Source organism: Halosimplex marinum (assembly GCF_051414075.1).
Taxonomy (GTDB): domain Archaea; phylum Halobacteriota; class Halobacteria; order Halobacteriales; family Haloarculaceae; genus Halosimplex; species Halosimplex marinum.
The window spans coordinates 1,024,699-1,037,981 of the sequence record NZ_JBLKNY010000003.1; the positions used below are offsets into that span (position 1 = coordinate 1,024,699).

The following is a 13,283-nucleotide window of genomic DNA, read 5'->3' on the forward strand; positions in this document are numbered from 1 at the left end:
GGCGGGCCGCGGTTACGTCGGGTAGACCGACACTGGGATGACCGACCTGCACTCAGAACTGGCCGACGCCAGGAACGTCCTGCTCTGCGCGCCGTCGATGACCGGCGGCGAGGCCGAGGCCTGTACCGACCTGCTGATCCCCCCGAACCCCGGCGGCGCGACCGCGCTGTGGGTGACCTTCCGCGGGGACGCGACCGACTGCGTCGACCAGTGGATCGCCGCGACCGACGAACGGCCCGCGGACGCGGCGGTCGTCGTCGTGGGCGAGTCGCCCGGGAGCCGGCCCGACGGTGTGGCCGTCGAACACGTCACCTCGCCGAGCGATCTGACGGGGCTGGGGATCACCATCGGCGAGTTGCTCTCGGAGTGGGAGACCCCGCCGGTCGTCTGCTTCGACTCGCTGACGGCGATGCTCCAGTACGTCGACGTCGAGACCGCCTACGAGTTCCTCCACGCAGTCACGGGGCAGCTGTACGCCGCCGACGCGCGGGCGCACTTCCACATCGACCCGACGGCACACGACCGCACGACCGTCGACAGCATCGCCTCCCTGTTCGACGCCGTCGTCGAGTTCGGCGACGACGGCCCCGAGGTCCGCAAGCGGCACCTCCTGCAGTAACGCGATCCTGATACCACGTCTTTCTTTCTGACCGATAACTTTATGTCGGGTGGCGATAGGATCGCCGCCCGTGTTGCTGGTGGTGACCTACTCGCGTGCGGCGTGAGTACGAAGGAAAGTCCGGTACGCCGACGATGGATCGAGAGGGAGTCACTCTACCAGCGTAAAAATTTGCTTCCGGTAGATGGGTTCGATATCCTCGTAGTAGGTGTGCAGATAGTCGTCAAGCGAACAGCGGTCGTCAAACGAGCTATTCCCGACTGTATCACCCCGCATGTACTTCACTAGTTCCTGATTGAGGTCCTGGTCGATCTTCCAGAATGTTGTGAAGTAGTGCCGACCGAAGTGGCTTGTGACCGCCCTGTGGTCGTCTGTTTCGGCATATTCCGGTAGAAACGCGTCTTTCCAGAATTCGTTGATTGCTTCCCGACTTGGAGAGTTCATATACGACTCTGAAAGGAACAGCCACGGAACATCCGTCTGTGGTCGTATCAAGAGATATTGGCGCAACAAGTCCCGAACTTCGTCATCGAGTGGCAGGATTCGTGGTCGACGGGATTTGTTTCCGTCGCGCTCATCGCGTGACGGGACGTAGAGAGCGTTCTCTCGATCGTTGAGACTGCCATGCGCTCCAAGTTGGGAATAATGCGTCTTCAGCTCGGAGTCTTGTAACTGAATATCCGTAAGCTGAATGTTACAGACTTCGCCGGCTCGCAACCCCAATTTTAATTGCAAGGCGATCACGGCCCGTTTCTGGATGTGCGTGACACCACGAACCTTCTCCTGCAGTTTCTCCAGCGGGATCCGAGGGGGTTCTTTCGTCTCGGGTCCATTCAGGTCGAGTTTGGACGCCGCCAGGGAAAACGGGTTGAAGTCTTGTGGGTGTGGGAAGGCTGGGTCGTCCTGCCAGTAGCGATATACCTTATTGAGCCGCCAGATCTTTTGTTTGATCGTTCGCGGGTGGTTCTCCCGTTCTTCGGCTAAATACTGAGCAAAGCCTTTCACGTGGTCCACTGCCGGACACGCTGGATGACGGCCTTCTTGCTCCATGAACGAGTGCCAGTGTTTGAAGATTGTCCGGTAATTCCGGTGGGTAGCCTCAGAGAGATTGTTCGCCTGGACTACGTCAGAGAGGAATATCCCGAACGGATCAATGTCTATCGTCTGGAAGATCTCAGCATGACCAGCTAAGGGATCTGTATCGTTGCCGAAGGCAGCCGCGAGCTGCTCTCGTTGTTCATCGACGGAGTTGTTTTCGTCCATCATTCTGAGCTATTGGTCCGGCTGCGAGCGATTTTGAAGTCCCACAGCTCGCTGGTTTTTGGATACTCAGCTGCTGCCATGAGTATCGGGTGATAGACGTGTGGATGCTCCGTATGATACTGGAGCCACGAATAGAACCGGAGTACTTTGACCCAGTACTCTCGGTAGACCGTCGTCTTCTTTCTCGTTTCTAGAAGATCTGCACACCATTGCTCCGCGTCTTCGGGTGTTGCGAGGGCATGGTGCCGTCCGCGACTCTCCATATGCTCTTTCCAGTATCGCCCTGCTTTCCGTGCCGTCTCACAATACCATTCTGAAGCGTCGTGATTCTCACGTTGCGCCGTAACGAACTCGTCCCAAACGTGACGCCCTGAATAGGCTTGTGAGTACTGACGGAAGCGGTACTCTTCTGAGACCTCAGCAAGTTCCGTGAACACCCCCATCTGTTGTTTCGGATCACGAGGCTTCTCGGCTGTCGTCATGTTGACTCACTCCCTCCGGTCTTGTTCAGAGAGGTCTCAACCAGTATCCCGAGGTCGCCCATGTGTTGCGGACAGGTGTGGAACTCTCGACTACTGGTGTCGATATGGATCTCGTTCCGAGCGGCAATTCCATCCGCTTGGAGCGAGAATTCGAAGGCTCCTTGCTGAGTATACTGTTCTAATACGGCCAAGAAGTCCAGTTGGTCGGATGATTGCATGGTTTTCTGGAACGACCGCACAGGAGCGCCCCGCCCCTCGGGGGCGCCGATAAAATCACGTGCGGAACGCTATCCGGCCCCATTGACGCTGTAGCCACTACGAAGAATTTCAGCCATAAATTCCAGTCTCTATCAGACACTCGAAGAGGTTTGGTCTCCTGCAATAAGCTTGTTAAATGTAGTCCCGAATTCGATTCAGTGCAGTATTTAATTTGACCACGTTCTCGGGACTCGTGTAGCAGAGAGCTTTCCAGATCCGGCTAAATTTGGACGGGTTGTGATCTGTCACCTCAGCTATTTCGTCATAGCCTGCGAGGAACTCGTTTTCTCCGAGTACTCGGAGTGCATGGAGGTCAGCCCACGTTTCTTCAAGTCGGTTCACTGCGAAGAACAGCAAAGTTCCAGCGAGCCCTGTTGCAGCCATATCAACCAATCTACCGGGGGCGATGCCGATCAACAGAAGTGTTGCGGCCCACAGCAACAGTACGATACCCCCGGCGCCAAGCAGAACTACTGCCCAAAAGATCCCTCGAACGACTGAGCTACGGTCAGTGTGGCCAAGTTCGTGCTGCACCACGAGTTCCTGTGACCGGTTTGAAAGCCGGTCGAAATACGTGGTATTGAGCAAGAGAGTATCCACGGGCGTTGCTTGACCCAAGAAGCCAGAGTCCTCAGAGTACTGGTATGCTTTGATTGGGGCGCGGTCTATCGGATCGTACTCTATGATTCCGTGAACGCGGGTTCGAGCAAGCCGAGCGAAGACCCGCGTTGCTTTGTCCACCATCCACTCCTCAGTTGCTGAAATCCGTTCCAACAGCCAGTCAATGTCAGGTCTCATCATACTCTCCCCGCGATCTCTGTACCCTGCGAGCGTTGAACGTAGCAGTTTTCTTTCTCATCTACAGGTGTGATCGAAAGGCTCTGTCTATAAACCGAATTGACGGTTCATCGCCTAATACCGGGGTGGATGGGCATTTACACCGTGAGATGCCTGTGAAACGATTTCAGGCTTTTTCACCCCTCCATATCATGATGGGATATGCGAAGGCTCCCACCCGAGTTCGAAAAGAAATATGCTGACCGGGATGACGAGGTAGCGGTTAAGCAGGTTGCGCGGTTCCTTTACCACAATCACGGACAGCAATACACTCTGGATGAGATAGCTGACGAAGTCGGTGTCGCAAAGTCACGGGTATCACAGGTAACCCAAGATTTGCGAGACGACGACTGGGTCAACTCACACGAGGGTTCAATGACCTTAGTTTGGAATACCGAAGCACATAACCCAGCTACTACAGAACCGATAAAAGCGGTTTCAGGGCTATACTCCGATCTCTATCGTGTCTTCCAGAAACATCGAAAGACGACGGCAGGGATGATCGCGATTACAGGAGTCGCATTCCTTATTACTGGGTTGATGATGCTCTCAGTTTATCTGGGGGCTAAAACAGGTGTTATTGTGGACTCAAATGCTCCAGTAGGCCTCTATCTTGGAGCAGGACTAGGAGGGATTGCATCTTGGGCAGTCCTCACAATGCTATCACCGATACAAGCAGCCGGAAACAATCTACGGCATCGGCTTCAGTCCGCCGTGATCACCCGACTTGGTACTATTCGCGGAGAGTCCAACTAACAGCGCTCTCTATTCTCTCTCGAATCTATAGTTGGATAGATGGATTCGGCCACCGAGACGGGCGATCCGGTGTGGCCGGTCGTTGAGCGCGGTAGCGAACTGCTCGGGTGACCAGCGCCTCGGAGCGCCCCCGCCCGCTCAGTCGTCGTCGAGCGCGTCGGCGCGGCGCTCGATCCGGTCGACGAACGCCTCGGGCAGCGACTGCACGTCGCCGACCTGGACCTGCCAGAGCGTGGCGTAGAGCCCGTCGCGGTCGAGCAGTTCCTCGTGTGTGCCCTGCTCGACCACCTCGCCGTCGTCGAGGACGACGATGCGGTCGGCGTCCTTGACCGTCGAGAGGCGGTGGGCGACGACCAGCGTGGTGCGGTCGGCGACGAGCGACTCGATGGAGCGCTGGATGAGCGCCTCGGTCTCGTTGTCGACGTGGCTGGTCGCCTCGTCTAAGACGAGGACGGCGGGGTCGTGGAGCATCACGCGGGCGAGACAGATCCGTTGGCGCTGGCCGCCCGAGAGTTTCGCGCCACGCTCGCCGATGGTGGTGTCAACTCCGTCCGATAGCCCCTCAACGAAGGAGTCTGACTCCGCGTTCAAGCGCCTGATGCTACCCAAGACAAAAATGTACACCGCGAAGCTTTCGAAATCGTGAGAGGAGTCGTCTTGATATTAGAGCAATATTCAATGCTGTGATCGACCTTTTGCTATCTAAGGGAGGGTCAGTGATGTGTACTACATGGGAAAGCCGGTTTGTTTTATGAGGGAGGGGATACGCGATACCATCCATGGCCACTGGATCAGCCATTCAAGGAGTGGTTGAGTCCAGTGTCCGGCATTATATCTCAGAGTACCAAGCGTGGCCTAAGAACATGCTACGCTTGGAACTCGAGTGCATGGAAAAAATACGAACAGAGGGTTCTGTAAGCGGTATATATCAAGACAAGACCGGCGATCTAATAGAGGGAATGAAACGAGCAGGTGAGGTGAATGAGTTTACCACTACTATCAACGGAGAAGAGCATGCGTTCCTTGCTGAACCGGAATGTTCTACAGTGGGACAAGAAGTCATGGATCGATTTGAAAGGGTTGATGACTTTCTGGAGCAAAGCGGACATTTCGGCTCACTAATCGCTTATGTTGCCCTATGTAAAATATGGGACGAATTAGATAACACTCATGTTGACGTTTTTCCGGAGGGAGAATACAGCGTCCTCTACCATGTTGAACGGCCTCCCGACTGCTTCATCACCTATCCAAACGAATACATTCCAGTTGAAGTATACAACGGCCGAGATTACTTAGACACACCAGGAGGAGGATATGAAAGCAACAAATTTGAACAATTATATGACTATGCTAATACGCCGCCCGGCCAAGACATCGATTGTCACCCCTTCCTAATCAACAGACGATCAACGGACGATCTGAAAGGAAGAGTCCGGCAATGGAATGGGATGGCCATTGATACAGATTGTATAGTAGCCTGCGAAACCCAAAGATCAGATATTGAAGATGATCTTGAGTTCTTCAGAATTGATGAATCGGTAGAATTCGTGCCTGAGGTAGAAACGAGTGATGGAACGTACATTGATGGAGAGGATTATGCGGATGCAGGCCCTGACTCATGCCTTCTAAGACCAACATCAACGATTGGTGAGAATGCAAGAAACTTACCAGACCTCTATATGGAACGAATCAGGGGAGGGGTTCAGTTGCATTACGTTAATTCATACTACCGACGACGGCATGACCAAGATTCTCACCATGCATGTCGACTCATCCAAGAGCTCTACAACCAGCTGTTACGTCAGGGAGGGAAACCACAAAATGAGGCCATCGAAGATGCATGGAGTGGTACCAATTTTGGTGACGCAATAGACCCTTCCAGAAGGCGACATATCACTAATTCAGTCGAAGATATTATCGATGAGCTAGAGGGACAAAGAGTCATTTACAGACGTGGTTCAGATATCCATGCACGACGTGGGAAGCATCCACAACAGGGCCTCTCATTCACCTCATGAAGGATGGTATACTCCCGTATATTAGTGTAGTCGTCGACAGACGAGCGCCACTCCAGTCCGTGTTCATTGTTGTCCTCAGCGACTACGAAGCCGCAGTAAGCACAGACCGTTTCGTAATGACTTCTTCTAGTTGAATCACTGCTGTCGTATTTGCATGAAAAGGCCGGAAGGGGGTTATTGAGCTACCCGTCACGTTCGCGGGTTTCAGCGTGGACTTCCGTTCGAGCCTCTGGCAAGGCAGGAGAATAGCCTCCGTTCACGGTCAACATCCCGCTGTTCAAGCGCACGCCCAAGGGTACGCCTCCGTCGCCGCCAGTTTGGGTGCGACGGAGATACCGCAAACCGATGTTCTTCGCGGCGTTGTAGTCGGCGTGGTTCTCGTAGCCACACTCACCACAGCCGAATGTCTCGCCGTCCCGATTGTTCGGGTCCGTGAATCCACAATGCGAACATCGCCGACTCGTCTTCGCTGGGTCGACCTGTTCGACCGCAATCCCGTGTGTGGCAGCCTTGTATTCGACGTACTCGTACAGGCGGCTGAACGCCCATTTGTGCCCCCACGACGCGTTCGTCCGTTCGCGGATACCAGTCATGTCTTCGAACACGATGACCGTACAACCGATCTCACGGGCTTCTGCAATCAGCTCGTTGGCGATCCGGTGAAGGAGTGTCTTGAACCGGTCTGTCTCTGTGCGACTGACCGCTGTAATCGCTTCGTGTGCCCAGCGAGTGCCACACTGCTGGAGATCACTACGACGCTGCTCATATTCACGCTGCCAGTGGTTGTATTCGTCGCCACTCCAGAACCTGCCCGTACTGGTGACGGCGATGTTGTCCACGCCGAGGTCCACCCCGAGAACCGTTCCGTTCTCGGTGGCTGCCTGATCCGACGTGTCAGGCTCCACGTCCCGCTTGCAGTGGATGTGAAGCATCCAGTTGCCGTCTCGATAGTGTAGTTCCGCGCCTGTCGTCTCGTAGTCGTCTGCGAGCAGGTACTCCCCGTGCGGTGTCCCAGAGATGTCGTCAGGGAGTACGTAGTCGGCTCTGACGCGTCCCTCGGTGGTGGCAAGGGTCACGTACTCATCGTGGAACGTCGCGGTCCGATGGTCGTAGACGACGTGTGGGCTGGTGAACTCCGGCTTGCTCGCCGCCTTGCCCTGTTTCCAGCGGGCCACGACGCTCTTGCAGGCTTCGGCTGCTTTGTTCCGGGCGGCTTGGACGAGTCCACCGTTGAACCCACCCGTCTGCTCGCGGATGTCGTCGTAGGTTTCGTCGTCCAGCGTCGTCTTACTGGTCGTGACGTACTCGCCTTCGAAGGCGTAATCGACGACGTACTGTGCCGACCACAGGAACGTGTCGACCGTGTCTTCGAGGAGTGTAGCTGCCTCGCTATCGACAGCCAGCCTCACGCGGACGGTTCGTCGGATCTCCATCGGTCAGCTCGACCGCGCAGTTGCAGTAGTCCGCCGATCTGAGTGTTGGTCAGTCGGATTGGCGTGGCTCCCGTTGCAGGCAGGAACAACGCCTGCAGACTGGGAGAACGCGGCGGCATCGTATTGAGCGCGCGTTGCCACTCGTGCCGGGGACCTCAGTAGTTCCAATAGATGCATTGTTTCGAGAGCGCCCGAATGTGAGCGCCCCGCCCCTCAGGGCGCGGATAAAACGAACCGTGCGGTGCGAGCGTGGCTTACACCGTGTATCGCGATGCCTGCCTAACTACAGTCTGGACAGGAAACAGCTATCGTAGGGATTCATCCGATTGAAATTCACGAACCACTGGTTGGCGACCGGGAATTACAATCGATGGGTCGGTAGCCGGGTCAGCTCCGGCTGGAAACGTTGAATACATACCATTCGCTTCGCGGGCGGTGAGCGCAAGCACAGCCGCGTCGAGGACATCGTCGAGACGGCCGGACTGGATCCGCTGGTGCCACTCACTCGACTCACGTCTGGACTCGACAAACTCGACTACTGATGAGAAAGCATCGCCGCCGTGGGCCTGGAGGATCTGTTGGCGTCGAGAGATCCCCTCCGTACTCGTCTTCGAGGGCAGGCCGCCCTCACTGAATGCTCTGAAACACACCTCTGGATGGCTCTCGTAGACAGTAGTCTGTGCATCGTCTATCTCTGTGAGAAGGGCCTGTACTTCACGAATGCGTGGAATAAGACCCCAACTTTGACTGCCCAAGCCACGCGAGTTGGCCGCCGCGGCCTCGGGGTACTCATCTGTTGCCACCGCCTGTTCGTTCGGCGTCCAGAAGACCGTACTCGCCCGCAACCCGAGGAACTCCTTGGCAAGCTGATCGCATTTCCGGTCACCATCGTCGACGAGATGGACTGGAATATCCACTACGATCTCATCGGCTCGGTCCCCGTAGTCGTGCCAGACGTTGAGGAGTGATGGTTCGGTGTCGACCGTCGTCTCGTCGGCAGTCGCCGTCACGACCACCCATGTTCCGCTAGCCCAGTCGACGCCGACATGGAGCGCCATACGCTTCCGAGAGGGGGGTACGTACTTAGCCGTGCGGCGTGGCCGTGGCAGGCTGATAAACTGCCGGTCAGCTCGGCGACGGTGGGATGAGAGCGGCGATGCCCGTCGAAGTGGTAAATTCGCGAAGTGGCCGTCAAGATACCCAACGAGCAGCCCCGGTGCCTCAGGTGTCGAGGTGCTCTAGAATCTGGAGGAATCGAAATGCGAGTTCGTTGCGCTGGGCGTACGTGGAAGCGGCGACGTCCCGTAGTTCCTCGATCCGGTCGGCGTATTCACCGTTCATCACGAGTTCAAGTTCGGTGTCCGTTCGCGCCTCAAATTCGGTGGCGACTGTCTCCAATTTCTCCGCCGATGCGTTCGGGACCTTCGGACTCCAGAACTGGAAGCGGTGTGACTCAGACGATCCGAACACACGGTCGACGTAGGCTTCGGCGTTGGTGAATTTCGCCTCGACTCTATCGCGGTTTTCGGTGGCGTTTCCATAGCCAAGCCCGCGAAGGTGCGTCGCGACTTCACAGGTGATCACCTCTGGCTCATCGTCTGGCTGGAATCCGATCACGTCGACCTCCATCTGTTCACCCGACAGCGGTGAATGCTGGCCATACGCGACGACTTCACACTCTTCGACCAGTTTCAGGTAGGCACCGACCAGCATCTCGCCAGCTTTCGGCTGTGTAGCCATGGTCCCCAAATGACGTACTACTGTGAAAAGCGTAAACCCTCCCGAGCAGATCAAATTTCGTCGCCTGAATCGCTGAGTGTAGTCACTTTGAGAGTGACCATTCCTCTCTCAACTGGTGGCTAGACCGTACGATGAGGGTCCCTGGGCCCCATTGTCCGATGCTGGCGAAGATGGGGTCCTCGGCACAATATATCAGATACAGAGTACTGGTGATGGTCAGACGTTCAGTGTTGCGACCAAGATTCGGAATTGTCGCGATGCGTATGTTGGAATCGAGATATCGAGTATCGGTTAGTTTGGACTGCTCAGCAACACCCGTGTCACGCCAACGCGACTAATTATTAGAATTTTATACTTCGACTGTCTCTGGACCCGGCCGTACTCGACACGTGCCACAGTTCCATCGCCCGGTTGAGCTAACACGGCCGCCGCCAGGACTATCTGAGATACGTCCAAGGGGGTGAAATAACCAGTTTTCGTGAGAACATCCGTTTCAGATCGGGGTTTTCGGCAGGTACAATCTGGTCGAATCCCCGCTACATAATAGTGGATACCCGGTGGAGCGCGACTAGAAGGTGACTGAGCGCAGAGATCGAAGTTTCGAGTACAAGGGCCAAATACAGGGATTTGTGGGGTATCAGGGAGTCGTTGCCGTGATCCGGAATGGCTGATCCAGCGCGAGAAATATCAAATCCACTCTTAGCTCGACACCCGGAATCGAAAAATGTTAGCAATAGAGCCACTCTACTGCTAAGTATTCGACACCCCATATAGCGTATAATTTTGCCATTGTGCCGGATGCGGGCCCGCTCTTGCGTTGGATTTCACGGGTTTCAGCCCCTCCGGGTGTCCGTCAGGCGAGTCAACCCCGTTTTCGGATCATCTAGACGCGATCAGGCACAGATCCACGCTATACTAGCGGTGAAGTGGCTTTCTTGTATATCCGGGAAAACCCCATTCAAACTGCTGATTTCGCCGCGTACTGCAGTTTCGTGGGGATTGTACTGCGTTGCGACCAATACTGCCAGATTGGCCGGCGTCACCAGTAACGATCTGGGATGGGATACCCCGTAACTCAGTTCTCGGAAGTATGTCGAGTTCAAGATAGTTCGGGAAGCATATTGGTTGCCCTCCATCACTCAAGCCACAAGACAAGGAACTCAGGAGTGGTTCAAGATGTATAGAAAGTCTGATTTAATCGCTGCGAGACTGAATGCCACTCACGCACCCAAGACCACAGCTACGATAGACGTGTGGATTCCGACAATAATATCGATCAAGCCAACGCACTTGCTCAGGCCACGGAAACCTTCCCCAGACGAGGGACTTGCAAGAGGTAGCACGAACCGACCGGTAGGTGATGCTCACGGAGGGAAACAAACCGCTGGTGTGGCCCGGGCTACTGTTCGTCGAGCCACTCGCGGGCTTCCTGGCGGTCGCCGGCCATCACGTACGTAAAGGGCAGGTCCTGGGTCTGGTCGACGAACTCCTCCATCTCCATCTCGGAGATGACGCTGTCGGAGTGGACCGAGACGCTGTACTCGATGCCCGCCTCGATCTCCCTGGGGATCCACTCCTCCTGGAGCCAGCGCTTGTCCTCGTCGTCGTGGGCGCGGATCCCGCTCGTGTCGATGAGCGCCTTCGACTTGTCGTTGCGCCGGATCACCTCGAGCAGCTCGTTGCAGCCGTCGCGGAACTCCTGGCCGGCCGCGAACTCGTCCCAGGTGAACAGTATCGCGTCGATGTCCTCGTCGATCTCGATCGTGTACTTCTCCGCGTCCACTGCGGTCTGCGTCGGCATATCTCATCGACTCCGATTCTTCCCCATGAATTCTCCCCCGCGAGTATCAGACGCGATAAGACGGGATTCTCGGTTGGATGCCCGAGCGGGGGCGGTCCCCGCGCCGACTCAGCGACCGACCGTCGCGGGTGCGGTCACTCGCCCCGGACCCCGTCGACGCGGACCCGCTCGCCGGTCTCTGCCGAGCGGTAGGCCGCGAGGACGATGTCGATGGGGGCGCGCGCCTCGCGACCGGGGACCTCGGGGTCGCGGTCCTCGCGGACGGCGCCGACGAAGTCGCGGACGACGCCCTCGTGGCCGGAACCGGCGTCGTGGCGGTCGCCCTCGACGCTCCGGGCCTCGGTCTCGGCGCCCCACAGGGTCTCCTCGCCGGTGCCGAGGCGGAGTTCGACGCCGCCGTCGCCGAGCCCGAGCGACCCCTCCGTCCCGTTGATCTCGGTGCGGTCGGTGCCGCCCTTGGTCGCCATCGTGACCGCGACGGTCCCGATAGCGCCGCTCTCGAAGCGCAGGACCATGGCGCCGGTGTCCTCGCACTCCAGGTCGCGGGCGAGCGCGCCCGCCTCGGCCTGCACGGACTCGACGCCGCCCATGACCCACTGCAGCGCGTCGAGCGCGTGGATCCCCTGGTTCATGAACGCGCCGCCGTCCATCTCGCGGGTGCCCCGCCACCCCGCCGAATCGTAGTAGGCCTGCGGCCGGAACCACTCCAGTTGGGTCTCGGCCAGCACCGGCTGGCCGATCTCGCCCGCTTCGACGGCCCGCTTCGCGCGGCGGACGGCGGGGTCGAACCGCCGCTGGAAGACGCCGGCCAGCGTCACGCCGGCGGCCTCGCAGGCTTCGACCATCCGGTCGACCCGCTCGGCGGTCACGTCCAGCGGCTTCTCGCAGAGGACGGCCGCGCCCGCCCCGGCGAGGTCGGCCGTCACGTCCGCGTGGGTGCCGCTCGGCGTGCAGACGCTCGCGGCGTCGATATCCGCCTCGGCGACCATCTCCGCCGGGTCCTCGAACGTCTCGGGGACTCCGTGGTCGTCGGCGAACCCCGCGGCCGCCTCGGGTTCGAGGTCCGCGCAGGCGACGAGGTCGACGCCGTCGACCGCAGCGACGGCCTCGGCGTGGGTGTTGCCGATGCCCGCGCAGCCGACGATCCCGTACCGCAGTGTCTCGGTCATGCACTCCCTGCGCGCGGCCACCCGTAAGTATCCCCCGTCGCCGGAGAGTTGTTCTCGGAGGTTTCAGTCCGCGTCGCAGTTCGGGCAGTCGTAGTGCTGGACGCCGTCGATGTCGAGCCGCCACTCGTAGGCGGCCCCGCAGTCGTCGCAGGTGTCGTCGTCGGCCGACGACTCGCTCGCCCCATCCGTCGCCGGGTCGCTGCCGCCGTGCCCGTGGCCGTGTCCGTCCGCGCCGCGACCGTACCGCTCCGAGCAGCCGCAACTCTGTCCCGGAATGTCGTGCATACCCGGTCGACGGGACCGCCGCCGGCAAGAAAGTCCGTCAGACGCGCGGCCGACATCCTGTTCGTTCCCCAACTATTAAATCGGAGAGGGCCGAAGCCGGGCGCGATGGGGCTGGCGGACATCGCCGCGGGGATCGAGGTGGTCGACGAGCAGCGCGCGGACGGCGTGGCGACTGTCGACCGGACCGAGGAACCGCTTGCCGACCGACTCGAACCCTTCGCCGAGGAGCTCCCCTGTTCGCCCGGCGAAGCGGCCGCGCTGGTCGACGCCTACGCCGCCGGCAAGAGCGTCGGCGCCGCCGCCCGCGTCGCCGGCGTCCCGCCGACGGACGGGGCGAAGGCGCTGCACCTGTTCGGCGAGCACGTCACTCCGGTCGGCCCGATGGGCCGGGCGGTCGTCTCCGACTGGCTGGCCGGCGAGCTACCGCGGACCGAGGCCGTCGAACTCGCGGGCGTCTCCGACCAGGAGTTCGCCCTCGCCGCCTTCGTCGAGACCCACGACCCGATCGAGGGCGCGATGGAGGCCGTCGAGGGGGCGCTGGCGGTCGACGACGTGGACACGCGCGAGGCGCTGGGCGAGGCCATGGACGGCCCAGGCGACGTGGAGTTCTGACGCCCCGGCG

Annotated in this window: 13 protein-coding genes and 2 pseudogenes; 4 read left to right on the forward strand and 11 right to left on the reverse strand. The window is 58.5% G+C overall.

Features of this window, described 5'->3' with window-relative positions:
- Positions 1-37: 37 nt before the first annotated feature.
- Positions 38-619 (forward strand): DUF7504 family protein, encoded by a 582-nt coding sequence (locus ACMGFI_RS06165; protein WP_436908183.1) that lies wholly within the window; start codon positions 38-40, stop codon positions 617-619.
- Positions 620-769: 150 nt separating this feature from the next.
- Here ACMGFI_RS06165 and ACMGFI_RS06170 read toward each other — a convergent pair whose 3' ends face one another.
- From ACMGFI_RS06170 to ACMGFI_RS06180, 3 genes are all read right to left on the reverse strand, one after another.
- Positions 770-1,882 (reverse strand): tyrosine-type recombinase/integrase, encoded by a 1,113-nt coding sequence (locus ACMGFI_RS06170; protein ID WP_436908184.1) that lies wholly within the window; start codon positions 1,880-1,882, stop codon positions 770-772.
- The gene (locus ACMGFI_RS06175) at positions 1,882-2,364 is read right to left on the reverse strand and encodes a hypothetical protein (RefSeq protein ID WP_436908185.1); all 483 of its coding nucleotides are present in this window, start codon (positions 2,362-2,364) and stop codon (positions 1,882-1,884) included. Before ACMGFI_RS06175 ends, ACMGFI_RS06170 begins: the two co-directional genes overlap by 1 nt.
- Positions 2,365-2,754: 390 nt before the next feature.
- Complete coding sequence (locus ACMGFI_RS06180; RefSeq protein WP_436908187.1) at positions 2,755-3,423, reverse strand: M48 family metalloprotease; 669 nt, start codon at positions 3,421-3,423, stop codon at positions 2,755-2,757.
- 198 nt (positions 3,424-3,621) lie between these two features.
- Here ACMGFI_RS06180 and ACMGFI_RS06185 point away from each other — a divergent pair, with 198 nt between their 5' ends.
- Positions 3,622-4,215: a hypothetical protein gene (locus ACMGFI_RS06185; protein WP_436908188.1), complete on the forward strand. Its 594-nt coding sequence runs from the start codon at positions 3,622-3,624 to the stop codon at positions 4,213-4,215.
- A gap of 138 nt (positions 4,216-4,353) precedes the next feature.
- On the opposite strand, the pseudogene ACMGFI_RS06190 reads toward ACMGFI_RS06185, so the two are convergent.
- Positions 4,354-4,800 (reverse strand): annotated as a pseudogene (locus tag ACMGFI_RS06190) (ATP-binding cassette domain-containing protein); the annotation flags it as partial.
- Positions 4,801-4,994: 194 nt separating this feature from the next.
- Here ACMGFI_RS06190 and ACMGFI_RS06195 point away from each other — a divergent pair.
- Entirely contained in the window at positions 4,995-6,233 is a 1,239-nt protein-coding gene (locus ACMGFI_RS06195; RefSeq protein ID WP_436908189.1) for a hypothetical protein, read from the forward strand.
- Here ACMGFI_RS06195 and ACMGFI_RS06200 read toward each other — a convergent pair.
- From ACMGFI_RS06200 to ACMGFI_RS06230, 7 genes and pseudogenes are all read right to left on the reverse strand, one after another.
- A pseudogene (locus tag ACMGFI_RS06200) lies at positions 6,161-6,358 on the reverse strand (TFIIB-type zinc ribbon-containing protein); the annotation flags it as partial. The gene ACMGFI_RS06195 and the pseudogene ACMGFI_RS06200 overlap by 73 nt on opposite strands.
- A gap of 57 nt (positions 6,359-6,415) precedes the next feature.
- On the reverse strand, positions 6,416-7,666 hold the full coding sequence (locus ACMGFI_RS06205) for an RNA-guided endonuclease InsQ/TnpB family protein (protein WP_436908191.1): 1,251 nt from the start codon (positions 7,664-7,666) through the stop codon (positions 6,416-6,418).
- Positions 7,667-7,971: 305 nt separating this feature from the next.
- Positions 7,972-8,724 (reverse strand): DUF429 domain-containing protein, encoded by a 753-nt coding sequence (locus ACMGFI_RS06210; RefSeq protein ID WP_436908192.1) that lies wholly within the window; start codon positions 8,722-8,724, stop codon positions 7,972-7,974.
- A gap of 163 nt (positions 8,725-8,887) precedes the next feature.
- The gene (locus ACMGFI_RS06215) at positions 8,888-9,406 is read right to left on the reverse strand and encodes a hypothetical protein (protein WP_436908194.1); all 519 of its coding nucleotides are present in this window, start codon (positions 9,404-9,406) and stop codon (positions 8,888-8,890) included.
- Positions 9,407-10,805: 1,399 nt separating this feature from the next.
- Positions 10,806-11,207 carry a hypothetical protein gene (locus ACMGFI_RS06220; protein WP_436908195.1) on the reverse strand — a complete coding sequence of 134 codons (402 nt, stop codon included), beginning with the start codon at positions 11,205-11,207 and terminating at the stop codon, positions 10,806-10,808.
- A 134-nt stretch (positions 11,208-11,341) separates the two neighbouring features.
- Positions 11,342-12,376 carry a Gfo/Idh/MocA family protein gene (locus ACMGFI_RS06225; RefSeq protein WP_436908197.1) on the reverse strand — a complete coding sequence of 345 codons (1,035 nt, stop codon included), beginning with the start codon at positions 12,374-12,376 and terminating at the stop codon, positions 11,342-11,344.
- A gap of 63 nt (positions 12,377-12,439) precedes the next feature.
- The gene (locus ACMGFI_RS06230; protein ID WP_436908198.1) at positions 12,440-12,661 is read right to left on the reverse strand and encodes a hypothetical protein; all 222 of its coding nucleotides are present in this window, start codon (positions 12,659-12,661) and stop codon (positions 12,440-12,442) included.
- Positions 12,662-12,766: 105 nt separating this feature from the next.
- On the opposite strand from ACMGFI_RS06230, the gene ACMGFI_RS06235 reads away from it, so the two are divergent.
- On the forward strand, positions 12,767-13,273 hold the full coding sequence (locus tag ACMGFI_RS06235) for a DUF7858 family protein (RefSeq protein ID WP_436908200.1): 507 nt from the start codon (positions 12,767-12,769) through the stop codon (positions 13,271-13,273).
- Positions 13,274-13,283: the final 10 nt, after the last annotated feature.